At 39.8% G+C, this 18,173-nt stretch carries 14 protein-coding genes; 7 read left to right on the forward strand and 7 right to left on the reverse strand.

Features of this window, described 5'->3' with window-relative positions; genetic code table 11:
• Positions 1-17 precede the first annotated feature (17 nt).
• From JMN32_RS15330 to JMN32_RS15340, 3 genes are read left to right on the forward strand one after another with little or no spacing between them, the layout of a single operon-like run.
• The gene (locus tag JMN32_RS15330) at positions 18-1,088 is read left to right on the forward strand and encodes a hypothetical protein (RefSeq protein ID WP_202857230.1); all 1,071 of its coding nucleotides are present in this window, start codon (positions 18-20) and stop codon (positions 1,086-1,088) included.
• A gap of 26 nt (positions 1,089-1,114) precedes the next feature.
• The gene (locus JMN32_RS15335; RefSeq protein WP_202857231.1) at positions 1,115-1,555 is read left to right on the forward strand and encodes a lipocalin family protein; all 441 of its coding nucleotides are present in this window, start codon (positions 1,115-1,117) and stop codon (positions 1,553-1,555) included.
• A gap of 51 nt (positions 1,556-1,606) precedes the next feature.
• Positions 1,607-2,374 carry a DUF4382 domain-containing protein gene (locus JMN32_RS15340; protein ID WP_202857232.1) on the forward strand — a complete coding sequence of 256 codons (768 nt, stop codon included), beginning with the start codon at positions 1,607-1,609 and terminating at the stop codon, positions 2,372-2,374.
• A 120-nt stretch (positions 2,375-2,494) separates the two neighbouring features.
• Here JMN32_RS15340 and JMN32_RS15345 read toward each other — a convergent pair whose 3' ends face one another.
• Positions 2,495-2,977: a hypothetical protein gene (locus JMN32_RS15345; protein WP_202857233.1), complete on the reverse strand. Its 483-nt coding sequence runs from the start codon at positions 2,975-2,977 to the stop codon at positions 2,495-2,497.
• A gap of 408 nt (positions 2,978-3,385) precedes the next feature.
• Positions 3,386-4,975 carry a glycoside hydrolase family 43 protein gene (locus tag JMN32_RS15350; protein ID WP_202857234.1) on the reverse strand — a complete coding sequence of 530 codons (1,590 nt, stop codon included), beginning with the start codon at positions 4,973-4,975 and terminating at the stop codon, positions 3,386-3,388.
• A 338-nt stretch (positions 4,976-5,313) separates the two neighbouring features.
• Between JMN32_RS15350 and JMN32_RS15355 the strand changes: the two genes are divergently transcribed.
• Both JMN32_RS15355 and JMN32_RS15360 read left to right on the forward strand, forming a co-directional pair.
• Positions 5,314-5,469 (forward strand): hypothetical protein, encoded by a 156-nt coding sequence (locus JMN32_RS15355; protein ID WP_202857235.1) that lies wholly within the window; start codon positions 5,314-5,316, stop codon positions 5,467-5,469.
• A gap of 131 nt (positions 5,470-5,600) precedes the next feature.
• Complete coding sequence (locus JMN32_RS15360; RefSeq protein ID WP_202857236.1) at positions 5,601-7,010, forward strand: tetratricopeptide repeat protein; 1,410 nt, start codon at positions 5,601-5,603, stop codon at positions 7,008-7,010.
• A gap of 52 nt (positions 7,011-7,062) precedes the next feature.
• On the opposite strand, the gene JMN32_RS15365 is transcribed toward JMN32_RS15360, so the two are convergent.
• Positions 7,063-7,479 carry a BLUF domain-containing protein gene (locus JMN32_RS15365; RefSeq protein ID WP_202857237.1) on the reverse strand — a complete coding sequence of 139 codons (417 nt, stop codon included), beginning with the start codon at positions 7,477-7,479 and terminating at the stop codon, positions 7,063-7,065.
• 697 nt (positions 7,480-8,176) lie between these two features.
• Here JMN32_RS15365 and JMN32_RS15370 point away from each other — a divergent pair.
• Positions 8,177-8,758, forward strand: a complete 582-nt coding sequence (locus JMN32_RS15370; protein ID WP_202857238.1) for a YdeI/OmpD-associated family protein — start codon at positions 8,177-8,179, stop codon at positions 8,756-8,758.
• A gap of 419 nt (positions 8,759-9,177) precedes the next feature.
• Here the strand turns inward: JMN32_RS15370 and JMN32_RS15375 are convergent, their stop codons facing one another.
• The 4 genes from JMN32_RS15375 to JMN32_RS15390 all read right to left on the reverse strand — a co-directional run bounded on the left by JMN32_RS15375 (position 9,178) and on the right by JMN32_RS15390 (position 16,870).
• Entirely contained in the window at positions 9,178-11,346 is a 2,169-nt protein-coding gene (locus JMN32_RS15375; RefSeq protein WP_202857239.1) for a pectate lyase family protein, read from the reverse strand.
• Between the two features lie 397 nt (positions 11,347-11,743).
• Positions 11,744-13,990 (reverse strand): pectate lyase family protein, encoded by a 2,247-nt coding sequence (locus JMN32_RS15380; RefSeq protein ID WP_202857240.1) that lies wholly within the window; start codon positions 13,988-13,990, stop codon positions 11,744-11,746.
• A 257-nt stretch (positions 13,991-14,247) separates the two neighbouring features.
• On the reverse strand, positions 14,248-15,378 hold the full coding sequence (locus JMN32_RS15385) for a helix-turn-helix domain-containing protein (protein ID WP_202857241.1): 1,131 nt from the start codon (positions 15,376-15,378) through the stop codon (positions 14,248-14,250).
• 121 nt (positions 15,379-15,499) lie between these two features.
• Entirely contained in the window at positions 15,500-16,870 is a 1,371-nt protein-coding gene (locus tag JMN32_RS15390) for a pectate lyase family protein (protein ID WP_202857242.1), read from the reverse strand.
• A gap of 843 nt (positions 16,871-17,713) precedes the next feature.
• Here JMN32_RS15390 and JMN32_RS15395 point away from each other — a divergent pair.
• On the forward strand, positions 17,714-18,154 hold the full coding sequence (locus tag JMN32_RS15395) for a hypothetical protein (RefSeq protein WP_202857243.1): 441 nt from the start codon (positions 17,714-17,716) through the stop codon (positions 18,152-18,154).
• Positions 18,155-18,173 lie beyond the last annotated feature (19 nt).

Here is an 18,173-nt window from a genome sequence, read left to right on the forward strand (position 1 = left end):
ATAAAAATATCAGACCAATGAAATTAAGATTCCTTTCAATGTCGCTTTATTTACTTCTACTATTAATATTACTTGTTGCCAATGGCTGCCAGGAAGAAGTAGAAGAAATTACACCTCCCCCAACTAAGGAGGCCTTTAATGGTAGCTCAGCGGTGTCAGACCTAATCCGTAGGGTAGCACTCAGAGATGGGTCTTATGATAATATCGTTGATGAAGCAAGCTGTATTTCCATTGTTTTACCGGTAACAGTAGTTGCAAATGGCGTTGAAATCGTAATTGAATCTGAGCAGGACTACTACCAAATAGAGAAAATATTTGATGAAAGTGAGAGTGATGAAGATGATGTTGATATTATTTTCCCTGTTACGGTCACATTAGCAGACCATACCCAGGTTACTATTACCAATGAAGATGATTTTGAAGCCCTTGTAGACCAATGCGAAGAAGGGCTGGAAGATGACGATATAGAATGCATAGACTTTAAATACCCTCTGGAACTGGCACTGTACGACTCCGATAATCAAAAATCGGATGTTATAACCATCAATGATGACGAAGAATTCGAAGTGTTTGTTGAGCAGTTGGAAGACAGTGACTACGTCGGTTTCAACTTTCCCGTCACGCTTATTCTGTCAACTGGTGAAGAAGTCCAGGCTTTTGACAACGAAACGCTGGAAAGTATCATTGAGAGTTCCATTGACGACTGTGATGAAGACGATGACAACGACTATAATGATGACGATGTAGATGATTCAGGTCTATTAGCCGTACTATCCGGCTCTACATGGGAAGTCACCTATTTTTTCACTACCACAGATCAAACGTCTGCATTTGAAGGCTTTCAGTTTATACTTCAGGCAGACGGATCGGCTACATTAACTGATGGTTCCACCACCTATGAAGGAAGCTGGGAAGCCAGTGGAGATTCTGGCATGTTGCAAATCGAACTCGACTTTGATGGACTGCCCCTGTTAGATGAGGTTGGTAACAGCTGGAAAGTAGTTCAGTATTCTGACACGCAAATCGAGCTGGAAAGTGTAGAACCAAATGATGGTGTAACCGCAAAAATGACCCTGCAGAGGGTGTAGATATTTTTTAATTAAATAATACAATTATGAGAACTATTACAAAATTGATTTATCCGCTGTTCATTTTTTTAGGATCCTTGACGATGCTGGCAGCATGTTCTGATGATGATGGAGACAACCTGGCACTGGCGGGCACATATACCCTTACAGAAGAGAGTGTAACTGGTTGTATTGATGTGGCAAACAATGGCACAGAGGCCAAAGGTTGCACAGCTACAGATTGTGAAACACTAACGATAAGTGGAGATGGTACTTTTAGTGTTATCGAGATTGATAACGGTGTTACAACAACTGAAAGTGGTACATATTCAACGAATGGAAATCAAATCACATTTACCAAGCTGTCAGGAACTACGCCGGATAGTGACGTAGCTACTTTTGCCCTCTCAGGTTCTAGCCTTATTCTGACATTTGCGGAAGACTCAGATTCATGCGTCAAAGTGGAAACCTATATGCGGGCTAACTAAACATTAAAATAAAAACTAAAAATTAAATTAAAACTTAAATAAACTGTACAAATGAAACAATCAAAAAAGATTACAATTTCTATGCTCTTGATGGCCTTTGTAGCATTTTTATCGAGCTGTAATAATGATAATGACGAACCATCTCTATCACGCGTGCAATTGGAGATGAAAGCTGCCACCAGCCTGTCTACAATATCTACCTCTGGTAGAATGATGGGTACCGGACTCATATTCGATGAGGTACTGATAGGGGTTACCGAACTTGAATTTGAGACTTTGGAAGAAAATGAAGCAGAGCAGGAAGCTGATGACCTGGATGGTGAAGAAGGTGATGGAGAAGATGAAAATGATGAAGTTGAGTATGAGGGCAATTTTACAGTTGATCTTCTTTCAGGAACGGTCACTCCTGATTTCGGAATTGCAGATGTAGCCCCAGGTCTTTACGAAGAAATTGAGGTAGAAATGGGACCTGTTTTGGAAGGTGGTAACAGTATCTTCATTGCTTTCCGATACCCTACTGGAAATGGAGACACCTTGAATGTTGAATTCTCAAGTACTGAGGAGTTCGAACTGGAAATTGAAAACGAAAACGGTTTCTTACTTGATGGTGGTTCTGTTCACCAAATGATTGTGCAGTTTGATCTTGATGCATTCTTCAATAGCATGGACCTTAGCCAGGCGGTTGCTGATGGTGATGGAGTTATCAGATTAAACGGCAGCTCGAATTCAGGAATTGCAGATTTGATCGAGTCCAGCATAGACAATGCTTTTGATGCTGGTGAAGATAAAGATGGTGATGATGAAATTGACAACGACTAAGTCTTAAGATAAGGGTAGTGTAAGTGAGGGGCCTGAGCAATTATTTGCAAGGGCCTCTACTTTTTTAAGAGGTTATTATAATACTCTCCCTTTTTTTGCCCAGTAATCAGGACTTGAATTCTAGTCATCGTCCTCATCAACATGCCTATAGTCAATATTTCCGCTGCGAATTTCCGTATGACGGATCTCCCCGCCACTAGTGCCCACTTGTTTTGCAAGTATGCAGGTTCCGACAGACAGAATTAGAACCATAATGTAAAGAAGCGATACCATTTTTGCTTTGAACAAAGCAGATAGCAGGGTTGCTAAAGATAAAGCACCTAATATCAGGACTATAAGTAGAAATATTTTGCCAAAGCCCTCGTGTACCTCAATTATACCTTCTGTTACGCCAGGTATTTCTTCTACGATTTCTTCTGCCCCCTCTCCGGTAAAATATGTCGGTATGACCGTAAGAGAAGAAAAAAACAAAACCCCCAAGGCCGTTTGCTTGATTGTATCATTGTTTTTAATCAAATACCCAGAAATGAGTATGAGCGTTCCAATGACAGTCCCAACAATTGGTAGGTGATTCAACAACAAATGCCAGTGTGCTGCATTCATATTTACCCATTAATTTTTGTTTATTAAAATTAATTAGGGGTTGATAAAATAATTATGATGCAAGTGTACATTGATGATGATTGTTGTTTTGAACTGTATGGGAATTAACAGTTTTCCGATGCATCACATCTTCTCATTGAATTAATAAGTGTTTGGCTTTCCGCAACGAGGTATCAAACTTCTGCGCGCCAGGTATCGGTTTATGAGAACAATTCTTTATGGCTGTTTAAAACTTCAACCCGGAGGTTATTAGGGTTGAAACTGTTCCAGATAAGCACTTTGAAAAATAAATTTTCAAGTCATTAGAACAGTTTAAAAGACCTGTGGGGTGAAGAACTTAGGGGTTATCCTGAAAAGGATCAATGAACCTGAATGGTACCCCACAATGTCTTTTTTTGATCAATCCTGTTATTTACGCATGTATTCAAACCAATCGTAATATGCTGCTGCTTTTGCTGCGGAGCCATTTCCTGTAGCATACAGCCCTACATACACACCGGTAAACCAACCAACGGTCTCTGTGCTTAAAAAACGCGCGTCTGCTCTTTCTATGATTTTGAAACCTTCACCGTTTTGCGCGTACGAAAATATGAATTCAGGGCCTGTTCCTTCTATTCTCAAGTCTACAGGGCCGGGTTTCAGGTTAACCTCCGACCGGTAGATGGTCTGGCCAAATTGCAGCTTTACTACCAGGTATTTTTGCCCCTTTTGGGTTGCTACCATGAGATCAAAGTGCGAACCATTATTTACTAAGGTCATCCCTGCTTCCTCATTATCATTTTTTGGATCAAACTGAAGCCTTGTAGTAGCAGAGAACTTTATATCAGTCAGTCGCCTCCCCACAAATGTCGGGTTGCCTTTATCTCCTATTCTTAATTTCGATCCTTTCAGCGAGAGTTTCCCCTTATCAGCATCAAGGTCAAAGTTTTTTTCATGAGGAGGCTGGATGTAGTTCCATTCCAGTCCCAATTTGTCTTGATTGAACAGGTCACGTGCAGGTTTAGGTGCAAATGCTTGCTGAGGAAGTGTAGGTTGCGTCATATCAACGGAGACTGATCCGTTTTTGTTAACTACTGGCCAACTGCCCTCGGGCCAGCTTACCGGTACGAGGCAGGTTTCCCTACCCAGAGTATGGTGGGGAGGATAGTCCGCCACACTGCGATAGCCATGCAGAACCATCCACCAGCTGTCGTCGTGAGCTTGTACAAGGTCACCGTGCCCTACGCCCTGTATGGGTTTGCCCATACCGGCTACCGTAGTGTGAGTTACAATAGGATTAGCCGGGTTGTTGATATAAGGTCCCCAGATCGTGTTGCTTCTGGCTATAGTTACGGAGTGAGCCTCTTCAGTTCCACCTTCAGCAGCCATGAGGTAATAGAAGCCGTCTTTCTTATAAATGTGGGGAGCTTCGGGATATCTGCCGCCGTTGCCATTCCAAACCTTGCGTTTTTCACCTTTTAAACTACCCGTTTCCAGGTCGATCTCCGTCAGCTCAAAGGTGGAGGAGATCACGTAGGCACGGCCGTCATCATCAAAAAAGAGGTCTGGGTCAATCCCGCCTACATCAATCCATTTCGGGTTTGACCAGGGGCCTGCAGGGTCAGTAGCGGTCACAAAAAAATTACCCTTGCTGGCCACATTAGTGGTGATCATGTAAAACGTGCCCTCATGATACCTCAGCGTGGCAGCGAATATGTTCAGGTCTTTAGGAATTTGTTCTTTTCTGTGTATGCAATGGCCTATCTGCTCCCAGTTGACCAGGTCTTTGCTATGAAAAACCGGTACTCCCGGAAAAAATTCAAAAGTACTTGTGATCAGGTAGTAATCGTCCCCAACCCTGCAAACACTCGGGTCAGAATAGAACCCTGGAATAATGGGGTTTCGGTAGGTCACCCGGGCTGTTGTATCCTGGCTCATCACCCAGGGGTTAGGGTTTACCTCTTGTGAAAACAGGTTGGTTGCCCCCATTAGAAAAAAGCATGCTAAAAAGTGCCTCATGATATTGAATTAAAGTATATGTAAAGTTCGACTACTGTACATTCCATTTGATCCATTATAGGGGCGAATAGAAAGATAATAGAAATGTACATTTTCTGACGGAAAACTAAGATAATGAAACTGAACCAGTGAGGCAAAATAGGTAAGGCTTCAAGAGGTCAATTTAGGACAAGTAAGGATGTGCTATTTTGGGGTAAATGTTACCTATTTTGGTTAGCTTGTATCAATAGGCCATTATTTAGAGTGCAAATAAAGTGCATTTTAAAGAGATGTATTGACATGTGTGATTACTCTTGCCGTATAGCAGTATTAACATTACTAACAAAACTGTTATAATTATGAAAACCCTCAAAACCATTTTATTTGCTGCTACACTATTTTTAGCCCTGATTTTAACTGCATGCAATGACCCTTACTATGAAATTATTGATAAAAATGAGAAGTTAGAAACTGATCCCAGAGGAGAAGAAGGCCAAGTCATTAGGCGCGATTAAAGGGTAGTTGAACAATAAACACCTCATTCATTTTTAATTTACAGCTTGCGTATGTATGTTATCGATTTAATTTAAGCGATAAAAAAATGATTAATCCTGTATCTTGATTCTACTCAAAATTAGACTGTGCTATGATTTCCCTAGACCTATGCCTGCGAAGATATTCATTATTTTTTTTATTCTTGTTCTTTTTTGGTTCATGCTCTAATACGGAAGAAATAACCCCTGAGCCTTTACCTGAAGGTGCCGTTTCCCTTGAGGCCATGCTAACTGATGACTTGGGCAATGAAAAACGCGTGGAAGTTTACTACCAACTCTATAAAGAGTACCGTTCCAAAAATGTAAGCCAAGCGGAAGAGTATGCCAGCAAAGCCCTTTCACTAGCCAGTCAAATACAAAATCTGAAATATGAAGCCAGAAGCAGGCATGCCTTAGGCTTGCTTCAGCAGCAAAAAGGAGAGTACAAAAAAGCAATTAATTCTTATTTACGTGCCGCAGATCTTTTCGAAAGCTCTGGTGATATAGCCCGAATGGCAGATGCTACAAACAATATTGGAATGCTCTTTCTCAATGTGGAAGGTTATACGTACGCGCTACAATACTTTAAGAAAGCCGCTAACATTTATGCGCAAAATAAGGATTTTAAATATTTATCCGTCGCCTATTCAAATGTAGCTACCTGCTATTCAAAAGAAAATGACTATGTCACTTCTTCAGAATATTTGAACAGGGCAATTGATGCGACAAATAAAACAACCCCTACTGATGTGGGAATGTTAGCCTATCTATTCAACAAAAAAGGTAATATTCATTATTTTGAAAAAGATTATGAATTAGCCATAAGTAATTATGAAAAAGCCTTGGCCTATACGGGTATCTCAAATCATCTAAAATCTACACTTTTTGATAATTTGGCTAATGCCTACATGTATTTAGCTCGTTATGGCGAAGCTGAATACTGGATAAAGAAAGGTAATGAAATCGAAAATATAATTACATTAGACATATCATCTAAAATTCAAAGCTATAATATTGAGGGTGAATTATATCAGCTACAAGGCCATCATGAAAAGGCCGTAAAGATGTTTGAAAAGGCTATAAATGAGGCCGATGAAACGGCTTTTAATGAGTACCTTGATAATACCCTGGATCTCCTTTCTAAATCTCAACGTGCACTGGCTGCTAATAATGTACGTTTAAATATTCAGGATGTGTTTAGGATAAATGATATACGTCAGCGACAACAAACATTAAAGGAGAGTTTTATTAAAGATCTCCACTATAATCAGTTGCAAATTTTACTTGATAAAGAAGTAGAATCCTATCACAGTGAGGTGAAGCAGGCAAAACTAGATAGTGAACGCATAACCATTTTTAAGTCGGTTGGTATAGCTATAGCATGTCTGCTTATTGCCCTTATAGGTACTGTTATTGAGAGCAGTCGCAAAATCAAGAAACACGAAGGTGACCATTACAGAATGAGCAAAATCAGGAAATTATTTCAAAGCCCATTAGGTAAAGAATACTTGGAGGACAAATAAGGGCTCAACTTAGGGCAAGCATGCTTGGTTTCTAATTTTAACCTTCGTTGACTTAGAAAAATTTTTTGAGTAGTCCCAGCACTTTTACTCCATTCTCTTCTTGCCCATTGAGAATTTTATTGAAGACCTCTTGATCTGATTTTGATATTTCGGTTTTAAAATCCACCAGGCTACCTACAATTTTTCGTGACCCCATATGCCAGCTAGGAAAGGACTTTTCCTTAATGGGACCATAGGAAATCATCCTAACATTACTGTGACGAACATCCAATTTTATTTTATCATATAATTGGGTAATGACCTTAGATTCCCCTTCTACCATTTGAATAAATTTAGTATCAGAGTAAAGAAGGACACCTGTTATTTGAAGAGGAGGATTATTTCTTTTACATGAAGTCAATATTTTTGTAATCTCCTCCTCGGTACAATTACGATTACGGTTACTTACATAGACAAGTTGTGATAACATTACATTAAGGTTTTAAATGATTCAAATAATTATCAAGACTATACTTATAGCAAATCACTGAAATACATTATCTTTTTTTGCTAAACAATTTTACCCAAACACCTTTGCATTTAAAATAATCAAAAGAAAACGCTTCTCATTTCTAAAAAGTCAGTAAGACTTAAATGCAGAATGGTGTTGTTGTTAGAATTAAGTGTAAGAATAATAGCAGCTTAATTCATTAAACCTTTTAGCCATCCTATAAAAGTAAAATGTAAGCAATTAAAAGTAAACAGCTTACATTTTAATAGTTTAAAAATGTCCTTTTCTGATAGTAAATGTCCGGTTTAGGCATGTAATCTCCCCAGAGTGGGCTTATGCAGGTTTCTTCTTTTCTATGTCAGGGGCTGCGTATTCATATATAGCCATGGATACAATTAGTGACATATCCCCTTCGTTGCTGTTGTTGACCCTAACCATTATATCGTGGTACTTCAGGCCGGCCGACAGGAAGTTTGTGGTAATTAGGTAATAAAAACAGACGTGTAATAGTCGTTAAATTAAAAAACACATTGGCAATTGAAAGCAAAAAGTACATACTCTTGAAATGAGTGCAAACTTTAGTCATCTTAAGGCAGGTTTAGTGAATGACGGTATATAAGGAAGTTCACTGACCCTTTCCTTATCAATCATTACTAATCTCTAAACACTAAATTACATGAATTCTAAAGTGGACTGGTTCTTTAATAAAGATACTGATTGGCAAAAAGAGTATAAGAAGTTGAGGAGGATTGTTCTGGATTGCGGACTTACCGAGGAATTAAAGTGGGGGGTGCCATGCTATACGCATAAAATGAGCAATGTAGTTTTAATTCACGGCTTTAAAGAGTACTGCGCCCTGCTGTTTCACAAAGGGGTATTGCTGAATGATTCGGAAAATATATTGATCCGGCAAACCGAAAATGTACAATCAGCACGTCAAATCAGGTTTACAAGTGTAGAGCAGATCATTGAGATGGAGCCCATATTGAAAGCCTATATCTATGAGGCTATAGAAGTGGAAAAGGCTGGTTTGAAAGTGGAAATGAAAAAGACTTCAGAGTTCAATATGCCAGAAGAATTTCAAAAGGCTTTGGATGAAAAAACAGGCCTGAAGGATGCTTTTGAGGCACTTACACCCGGAAGACAAAGAGGCTATTTGCTTCATTTTTCGCAACCGAAACAATCCAAGACCAGGGTTTCAAGAATAGAAAAATGCCTGCCTCATATTTTTGAAGGAAAAGGGCTAAACGATCTTTAAGTCCGTTTAATATTAAGATCAATGCATGAAAGGAACTCTAAGATGGATGATGCCTCATGGATGGATGCTGGAGCCGTCCATTGAGAGGTGAGCCAGATTGCAAAGCCAAATAGTCATGGGTTATTGGTCAAACCCGGAGAGTATACACTGTCAGACCAATTGATCAGGCCATAGAAGTGGAAAAGACTAGTTAAAAATTGAATCTCAAAAAGACCATGGTTCAGTACCCGAGGAGGAGCAAAGGAAATTTAAAGAAAATCCAGCCTTGAAAATTGTCTTGAGACTTTGACTATGGGGCTACAGAGGGGCTATATCCTTTATTTTTCCGAAGCAGCGAAATCAAGGGATAGAATAAATAAAAGAGAGGTTGTCTAAAGCCCTGTTAGACAACCTCTTTCATAGTTGAAGGAAATTCTTACCTATTCTATAATCAGCCTTTTACGTAATGTGCCTTGGGCAGACTCCAAAACATAAATATAGATTCCTGATTTAAGCACGCCTCTTTTAAAGGCCACTTGATGGAAGCCAGCTTCAAAAGTATCATTGACCACTTCGGCAATATGAGTTCCGGAAGTACTATAGATATCAATGGAGACCTTTCCTTTTTGTACCACCTTGAACCTGAAAGTTGTAACCAGCTCAAAAGGGTTTGGGAAAACCTCTGGTACATTGACACCTTCGTCGGTGGAGTTACTTTTGGCAACAGAAGAAGTGGTATTTACCGTAAACGTTGCACTCTTAGAAGCATTAGGTGAACCACCTACTGTGGTTATGGTATACTTAAATGTACCTGTTTGTGTAGGTGCTCCGCTAAATGAAACTATTTGATCAGTGTTATTAATGGCCACATTAATGCCTTGAGGGACACCGGTAACCTGAACGGTAGTAGCATAATACCAGTTGTAATAAAAGCCGTTGATACTTTGCCCTAAACTTACTGTTTGTGATGATGAGCCGGAGCCATGTTTCACGAGAGAGGCCGGGTTAGCAGCGTTGACGGTTACAGAGAAGGTTTGAGAGCTTTTACAACCACTGCTATTGGTGAATGTGGCTATATAATTTCCGGCAGCACTGGTCTGAATATTACCAAGGGTTACTTCACGAGTCGATGCCGAGAAGCCGTTGGGACCACTCCAAGACCATCCACTGCTGATGGGCTGCGGTCCGAATTTAATGCTGCCACCTACATCAACGGTTGCTGAGGTTGATTGACTCCAGCTTCCACCGTTGATCTGTACATAAGGAGTGATGGCGGTTGATGAACAGTTGATAGTTACTTTAAAAGTCTGAGTGCTTTGGCAGCCACCGCTATTGGTGTAGGTGGCCACATAGTTTCCGGCACCACTTGACTGGGTGTTACTAAGAGTCACTTCACGAGTGGTTGCTGAGAAACCATTAGGGCCGCTCCAGTTCCATGATCCACCGCTGGTAGGCTGAGGACCAAATTTTACTGTGCTTCCTGCATCAACTGTAGCTGTGGTCGTTTTGCTCCAGCTTCCTCCGTTGATCTGCACATAGGGTGTAATGGCCGTAGGTGTACAATTAGTTTCACCGCACGATGAGCATCCTCCAGGCCCGGACAGAGTAGCTCCTGCACATGAGGTAATGGGGGTAACAATGTTATTGGGGTTGGCTACATTATATTGATAAGGAGGTGTAAATGCCGAGCCACTTCCCGATTTACTCCCTGATGTGGAGCCTGTAAATCGATTATTTCTCTCGGTAACAGCGGTGAAAGTATTGTTCATCAGGTCAATTGGATTTTTTACATTTTCAAAGACATTGCCTTCGATCAGCAGATTGGACTCAAAGCCAGCTTGTATACAATAAGTTGAGGCGGTGCTGTTGAAATAATTATTCACAATATGCACCTTTCCGAACCGTACCCTGGGCATTCGTGCTTTACAGCCGGGAGCCCACCAGCAGTTTTTAAAAGTTACACGGAGTTTACCTCTGTCCCCGGTTACACCATCACCCGAGCCGATAAGATTAGTAAACCGGTGGTCATTGGAGCCCCCTGACCCGCCACCTTGTGGTGCTTTCTTATAACCAAATTTGCACCAGGTAACAGAAATTAGGTCTGCTCCATTGTTAATGTCGAAGTTTCCGTCCAGTCCATCATAAAATTCACAATGATCTACCCATACATTGGCGCAATCGGAAATCAGTAAATTATCATATCCATCTACATCATAAGCCCCCGGGCCTTCGAAGGTCATGTTTCTGATGATTATGTTTTTACATCTTTTAACAATCAGGGTTCCGGATCCGCTCGATGTTTTATCTGATGAAACTAACTTGGAGCCGGGTAACCCGAAAATTGTTTTGTCAGACTGATCTTGAAAATATATTCGGCCACCTGATGGGATATTTATGATGCCTGATACATGGACTACTTTTACTGAAGATGATTTGAGGGCATTTTTTAATTCATCATAGGTATCTACAACTACAGGTGAGGCATTTCCTCCTCCGGTTAATGTAATACCTTGTGTTGCCCACCCTATTGGTGCGCATAGGTCCTGACTAAATACATTTCTGGACGTAATAAGAACGACTAGAAAGAACAAATAATAAATGGTTTTCATAATAGGATTAGGTTAAGGTTTAAAATGGTAGGGGGTAAGGGTTCAGATTAAAATAAAATATGTGTGCTACATGATATAAGTTAGTTTGTGATGCTGCTTAGCATCATTGTTGATAATTGATTTTTATTGTAGTATGCCTATCAATTATGAAAAAATAAAGATCTTTCAGTTTGCTTTTTCCTAAAAAAGCTTTGCAAAAAGCAGTTGCCCTTATGATTAAATGAGCTTATGGAGGCAGTTTATATTACCTGAAACGGGTTCAGGTCTTTGGTTTTGAGCTGCTATAGGCCAATTTTAGAGGGGAAGAGTTTGCCCTCAGGAGTTTGTTTTTTTACTAAAACAAAACAACCTTCGCTCGAGAACGAAGGTTGTTTAATTCAAAAATTAAGAACGAGGGTTAGTTACGCTTAATTATTCTTATTACTTTCTCCTCTACTTTCAGGATATATATACCCTGTTTCATCCCTTCCATTTGTACTGAACTTTGATTACCTTCCATAACTTTCCTGTTTTGCATATCAAATAACATCCAGTTTCCGTTGAATTCGCCCTCAATGGTCAGCGTTTCTTTCACTGGGTTAGGGAAAACTTTCACAGATAGGTTTTCTAATTCAGGCATGGTGGATGCTTTCAATACTTCGTTAGAGTTATTTACAGCTTGCTCTTCAGAAGAATTTCCTTCAACTCCGACCAACAAAGTCTGGTCAACATCAGGGTTAATACTTGTATTGGCTGCGTTTACAGTAAAGGTAGCAACCTTAACAGCTTCCGGATTTCCTCCTACGGTTGTGACTGTGTAGTCAAAAGATCCTGATTCAGTAGGTGCACCGCTAAAAGAAACGGTTTGAGCACTGTTATCAATAGCTACTTTAATGCCTGCAGGTAAACCAGTCACATTTACTGTGTTGGCATCAAGCCAGTTATAGTAAAAACCAACGATGCTTTCTCCCAGATTAATGGTTTGAGAAGATGAGCCGCTTCCATGTTTTGCCAAAGAGGCGGGAACGCCACTATTTCCGCCATTAGGTGTTGCGCTTGCACTTCCGGATTCTGTCAGGTTACCCGAAGTGTCGGTGACTTTGATCCAATAATAATAGGTGGTTCCATTGCTTACATTCTCATCTCTATAGGTTGAGCCGGAAGTTACAAATGCAATGCGTACTCTTCCTGAACGATTAGGGTCTGTATCTCTCATTACCTGGATCACATCAGGTGTTATACCATTTAATGTCCATGAAAGGTTAATGGCACCATCATCGCCTGATGCTTGCAGGCTAATAGGAGACTGGTTAGTTTCAACAGGTTTATTTACGGTAATGTTGGCACTCTTAACAGCATCAGGCTTTCCCCCTACGGTTGTAATAGTATAGTCAAAAGATCCAGATGCAGAAGGTGTACCACTAAAAGAAACGGTTTGATTGGCGTTATCAACATCCACATTAATACCTGCTGGCATACCTGCCACTTCTACGGTACTGGCATTGGCCCATTCAAAGTTGAAATCAACAATGCTTTCTCCCAGATTAATACTTTGTGAGGGAGAACCTGTTCCATGTTTTACTAACGAAGCAGCCAATCCTGTACTACTGCTGCTGCCTTCCGTAGTACTACATGAAGAACATTCTCCGGGACCAGGTAAAGTTGCACCTGCACATGAGGTAATAGGATCAACGATAGTAGCAGGGTCTTTTACGTCAAGGTCATATGGAGGTCTAAATGCTGAGCCGTTTCCTGATTTGCTTCCAGAGGTAGAACCAGTGAACAGATTGTCCCGCACTGTAACGGCAGTATAATCTTTCATCAGGTCAATAGGGTTTGTTACGTTTTCAAAAACGTTACCCTCAACCAGTAAATTAGCTTCATATGCTGCCCTAATACAGTATGTTGATGATGTACTATTAAAATAGTTATTCACTAAATGTACTTTTCCGAACCGTACTCGTGGCATACGAGCTTTACAGCCCGGAGCCCACCAGCAGTTTTGGAAAGTAATGCGGAGCTTACCTCTGTTTCCTGTAGCGCTATTACTGGAACCGATAAGGTTGGAGAACCTGTGGTCATCAGTATCACCACCAGGTCCACCGCTTTTTGGGGCTTTGTTGTAACCAAACTTACACCAGGTGATGGATATCAGGTCAGCTTCTTTGTTAATATCAAAGTTTCCGTCCAGTCCGTCGTAAAATTCACAATGATCTACCCAAACATTAGTACAGGTGGAGATCATTAAATTGTCATACCCATTTATATCATAAGCTCCAGGGCCTTCGAAAGTAATATTTCTGAGGATGATATTTTTACACCTTTTTACGATCAGTATACCCGAGTTACTTTTCGTCATGTCATTTGAAACCAGCTTGGATCCAGGTAGTCCGAATAAGGTTTTATCCGACTGATCCTGGAAATATATCAGTCCACCTGACGGAATCTCTATAGTACCCGATATATGTACCACTTTTACTGAAGATGATCTGATTGCGCTTTTCAAGTCGTTGTAGTTGTCTACCACTACAGGAGTGGCATTTCCACCACCAGTTACTGAACCGTTCTGGGTTGCCCACCCTACAGGTTTACAGAGATCCTGGCTAAATACATTTTGGCTTATGATAAAGAAGGCCAAAAAGGATAAGTAAAGAATTCTTTTCATAATTGGATTTAGATTGTTTTTAAGATTTAAAAAAAAACAGCCCTCTTAGACACTTTAAAGGTTAAGGATGTACTACATTTTAAGCTGGGTTATAGTTGGTAAATAACATTTTCATATAATTTTTCTTGCTGCGATATATGGCCGCAAGAACATGAAAATGAGGGCTTTAAAATTTGCTTTTTCCGAAAAAAACTTTGCAAAAAAACAATGCCCTACCTCATAAGGGAGTATTGAGTTTGATAGGAAACTTTTATTAGTTAGGTGTGAAGAAGATTGCTTGATGCAGTCTTCTTCACTTTCTTCCTGTACTCATTAGGAGGGCAGCCTTCAGATGTTTTGAATACCTTATTGAAATGGGAAACATTACCATAACCGACATCATAAGCTATTTCCATAATTTGCATGTCGGTTTGTTTGAGTAGACGTTTTGCTTCCTTCAACCTGACCTGGTTCAGGTACTTTTTAAAGGTGGTTCCACAAGACTTTTTGAAAATGGATGAGATCTTTGTTTCAGTGAGGGCAAATTCTTTTTGCAGTACTGTCAGGCTAAGGTTTGTATTATTATAATTTTCGGAAATATAACTGATGATATTTCTTGCCTCTTCGTCTTCAATGTTGCAGACATCCAGGTTCTTGTGAGGGAAAATAACTGGTTGTTTTTTTCTTAATTTGATGGTTAAGAAAAATAGCAAATAAAAAATAGAGAGTATTGATATAACAGCTGCTACTTCTCTGGAGTAACTTTTTCCAAACCGGATGCTGTTAATAATCATGCTTTCTTTTTGGTTAAGAGGTAGTAGCTGACAGTTTTGAATGGCCAGGCCTATGGCATGTTTATAATTAGGAGGAGCTATATCTTTTTTTGTGTTTCTGGTATGTATATACCACCAATTAGGAGTTCTGAAATCAGACAGTGGGAGTCTGTAGGTGCTTTGATCTTTCTCATAGCTTAGCTCATACCACATAGGCCGATAACGCACGGTATCATAATCAGTAAAGTAATCAGGAGATTTCAGGTTGATGATAATAGGTATGCTTTTAGAGTTCTCTGCTTGCAGGTCTACCTCCACGTAGTCATACTGAGACAAATCAAAATTTGGTTTTGAAGGATGATTGAATTGAATGCCTATGTGTGGGTGTTGAAAACCATCTCTAAGTGTATAACTAAAGATAAGCTTACTAGTATCCAGTAGCTTTATATTGTTTAATTGAGAAGTGCCATTATAAACATGGTCATTATAAGTGGTAATTGTATGGTTTGGGAAAATGACAAGATCGTTTTTGTAGTTTCCAAGGATGATAAATATGCCAATAATGGCAGGAACAATAAGGAAGACTTTGTTTAAGTTTTTTTTTAAAAGAGTTTTTATATGAATAAATAATGACAATGTATCTACTGTTTAATAGTGCAAGAATTACGAATGAGTTGAGAAGAAGGATGCCAAAGCATCCTTCTTCCTGTTTAATCCTTTAAAACTTCAGCCACTATAGAGCAATCAGGGCTACTCTTTATATTTTAATTAATTTATGATATCCCTCTTCGGTCTTTATAAAGTAAGTACCCGGAAGGTAATGTGTCAGTTCCAGTGCATCGCCTTTGCCCTCTGCTATTTTATTTCCCAAATGATTGAAAAGTTGCCAATGAGTGGATTTATTTAAATAAATCAGGCCCTTTGTAGGGTTGGGGTGGATAAGGAGAGGTGTTACATCAGTTTCAGGTATAGAGGTGGTAAGGCATTCATCCGGGCTGGTAGCAGGGGTGATACCTGTATTTCCTCCTGCACATTTTCCGCAAACATCCACATAAGCACTTCCTCCTATATCTCCATTACAATCGACCACTCCCGGATTGTTTGCCGAGCAGGAAGAGCAATCTGTAGGATCAGACAATGTAGCTCCGGCACACGACTTGATCGGTGTAATGATGTTGTCAGGTGTGGCTATGGTAAGGGTATAGGGTGGTACGAAAACAGTTCCATTCTCAATATTTGAAGCTCCTGAGTTGTTGCTGGCATATACTGCCGTATAATCTCCATCAAACAGATCTATGGGTTTTTGCTGATTGTCAAAGTAATTGCCTTCGGCCAGGATATCAGCCTTATACCCTGCCCGGATACAGTGATTGGATACACTACTTGAAAACAGGTTGTTTGCCATATGCACTTTGCCATACCTTATTCTCGGCATCCTTTCTTTGCAACCCTCTCCCCACCAGCAGTATTGAAATGTGATCCTGAGTTTTCCTTCATCGCCGGTGGCACTGTCAGAAGAGCCTATCAGGTTGGAGAATCGATGATCGTCCGTTCCTCCAGGGCCATCAGGGATAGGGTCTTTATCATAACTAAATGTACACCAGGTGACTGATATGAAATCTGCCTGGTTTTTAATATCAAAATTTCCATCCATGCCATCGTGAAACTCACAATGGTCCACCCAGATATTTCTGCTATTATCTATAGTGAGGTTGTCATTGCCATCATTATCATATGCTCCCGGCCCTTCAAAATGTATATTCCTCATTATAAGATTGTCGACCCTTTTAATATAAAAAATGCCGGAACCGGAAGAAGTGAGGTCTGTTGAGATGAGCTTTGACCCAGGCAGGCCTAGTATTGTTTTGTTTGAAATGTCCTGGATGGTGATTTTGCCATTAGCCGGAAAAGTAATGCTTCCCTGAATATGAACCACAGCTATGGAGCCTGACGTAACAGCACTTTTTAGATCGGAATAATTATCAACTACAACTGGCGAAGCATCCCCTCCTCCGGTTGTGCCTCCATTTTCAGTGGCCCAGCCCTTGGGGGTACACTGACCCTGACCGTTGACATTTAAACTAGTTAAAAAAAAGATCCCTAGAAGCAGGTGTAAAATTTTTTTCATAAACATTGATTTTTACTGATATGGTACTAAAAAAATACAGCCAGCCAGACAAGAAAATAAAATGACGTTCAGTGGTCGTCTACTAAATAACCTTATACATACCATAGCTTCTAAATCTATAGTTCCAGCAAACCTGACTCATTGTGTTTTCAACACAAGAACCTGGTATTATATGATTTTTAGGGGATTACAACTGCCCGATATTTTTGATGATATCAGGTACCGGAAATTTTAATCCATATGGGGTAGGGATGTAATTCCGGTATATTTTCTCTTTAGCTAGTGGGTTAGATAATTATAGCCCTTCAGCTAAACTTTGGGTTTTGAGAAAATTTCTTAAAAGTACATTAGATTATATTGACTTTCAATTTTTCAAGTTCATTTTTTGGTTTAATAAGCATCCGTGAATTGATAAAATGCGCCAGGTCTATAGCAAGCTAAGCGTACTTGAATTACCGGTTTGTTGGACGACCAGTTAAAATAGTAACCTAAATTAAAAAGTTACCTTGCCCTCTAGAGGCAATGGAGGGCGTTTTTGTGAATAGTCCACCTTATTGTCTACCCGTCTTTTTATTAATCCATGAAAAATCGACTTAACATAGCCGCATAGTTTTAGGTTGTAGAACTTGCCTTCTTCAGGCAAGCGTTTTGTTTAGGTAGCAGGCACCTTTGGAACACAAATCCAAAGGTGCCAATTGTTCTGAAAAGGAATGCTGATGGCGTTTGATTTAGAATAGCTGCCCTCTTTTAAAGGGAATACCCATGAAACCCAATGGACATGTAACAACAATATCGGACAGCAAGGAATTTTAAATTAACGAGTAAAAAAATCAGCAATCAGAAATGAAAGACAATGTAGTTACCAGGCTTTATGCCACTAACAAAGCATATTTTGATTTCGATCCTTCAGTACCATGTATTATTGCGGGAAAATTGGGGTTTGTTTCTTCAGAAGAGTTCATATACAATATGCAATACGGCTTAAAACTTTTCAAGGAAAGAATAAAAGAACATTCGAAGTTGGGGTGGGTTGCCAATTTAAATCAGGCAAACGTTTATGATGCGGAGAATGTCAGATGGGTGATAGAACATTGGAATCCTGCTGCTATTGAAGCAGGTTTGAAGTATATCGCTTTCATAGAGCCTGAAAGCGATTTTGTTAAGGAAAGTATTGAAAAATATACCAAACAGTCCGTATTGAACGGGGGCTTGGTAATTAATAGTTTTAGCGATGTTGGAATGGCTAAAACCTGGCTTAGGTCACAGCTATTTGATGATCATTGATTAGATACTCAAAGCTAAA

The organism is Fulvivirga marina (assembly GCF_016775155.1).
Taxonomy (GTDB): domain Bacteria; phylum Bacteroidota; class Bacteroidia; order Cytophagales; family Cyclobacteriaceae; genus Fulvivirga; species Fulvivirga marina.

What these genes read in the sequence shown, in the direction of transcription:
- JMN32_RS15330 (WP_202857230.1), top strand. Translation starts at nt 18, where the DNA reads ATGAAATTAAGATTCCTTTCAATGTCGCTTTATTTACTTCTACTATTA.
- JMN32_RS15335 (WP_202857231.1), top strand. Translation starts at nt 1,115, where the DNA reads ATGAGAACTATTACAAAATTGATTTATCCGCTGTTCATTTTTTTAGGA.
- JMN32_RS15340 (WP_202857232.1), top strand. Translation starts at nt 1,607, where the DNA reads ATGAAACAATCAAAAAAGATTACAATTTCTATGCTCTTGATGGCCTTT.
- JMN32_RS15345 (WP_202857233.1), bottom strand. Translation starts at nt 2,977, where the DNA reads ATGAATGCAGCACACTGGCATTTGTTGTTGAATCACCTACCAATTGTT.
- JMN32_RS15350 (WP_202857234.1), bottom strand. Translation starts at nt 4,975, where the DNA reads ATGAGGCACTTTTTAGCATGCTTTTTTCTAATGGGGGCAACCAACCTG.
- JMN32_RS15355 (WP_202857235.1), top strand. Translation starts at nt 5,314, where the DNA reads ATGAAAACCCTCAAAACCATTTTATTTGCTGCTACACTATTTTTAGCC.
- JMN32_RS15360 (WP_202857236.1), top strand. Translation starts at nt 5,601, where the DNA reads ATGATTTCCCTAGACCTATGCCTGCGAAGATATTCATTATTTTTTTTA.
- JMN32_RS15365 (WP_202857237.1), bottom strand. Translation starts at nt 7,479, where the DNA reads ATGTTATCACAACTTGTCTATGTAAGTAACCGTAATCGTAATTGTACC.
- JMN32_RS15370 (WP_202857238.1), top strand. Translation starts at nt 8,177, where the DNA reads ATGAATTCTAAAGTGGACTGGTTCTTTAATAAAGATACTGATTGGCAA.
- JMN32_RS15375 (WP_202857239.1), bottom strand. Translation starts at nt 11,346, where the DNA reads ATGAAAACCATTTATTATTTGTTCTTTCTAGTCGTTCTTATTACGTCC.
- JMN32_RS15380 (WP_202857240.1), bottom strand. Translation starts at nt 13,990, where the DNA reads ATGAAAAGAATTCTTTACTTATCCTTTTTGGCCTTCTTTATCATAAGC.
- JMN32_RS15390 (WP_202857242.1), bottom strand. Translation starts at nt 16,870, where the DNA reads ATGAAAAAAATTTTACACCTGCTTCTAGGGATCTTTTTTTTAACTAGT.
- JMN32_RS15395 (WP_202857243.1), top strand. Translation starts at nt 17,714, where the DNA reads ATGAAAGACAATGTAGTTACCAGGCTTTATGCCACTAACAAAGCATAT.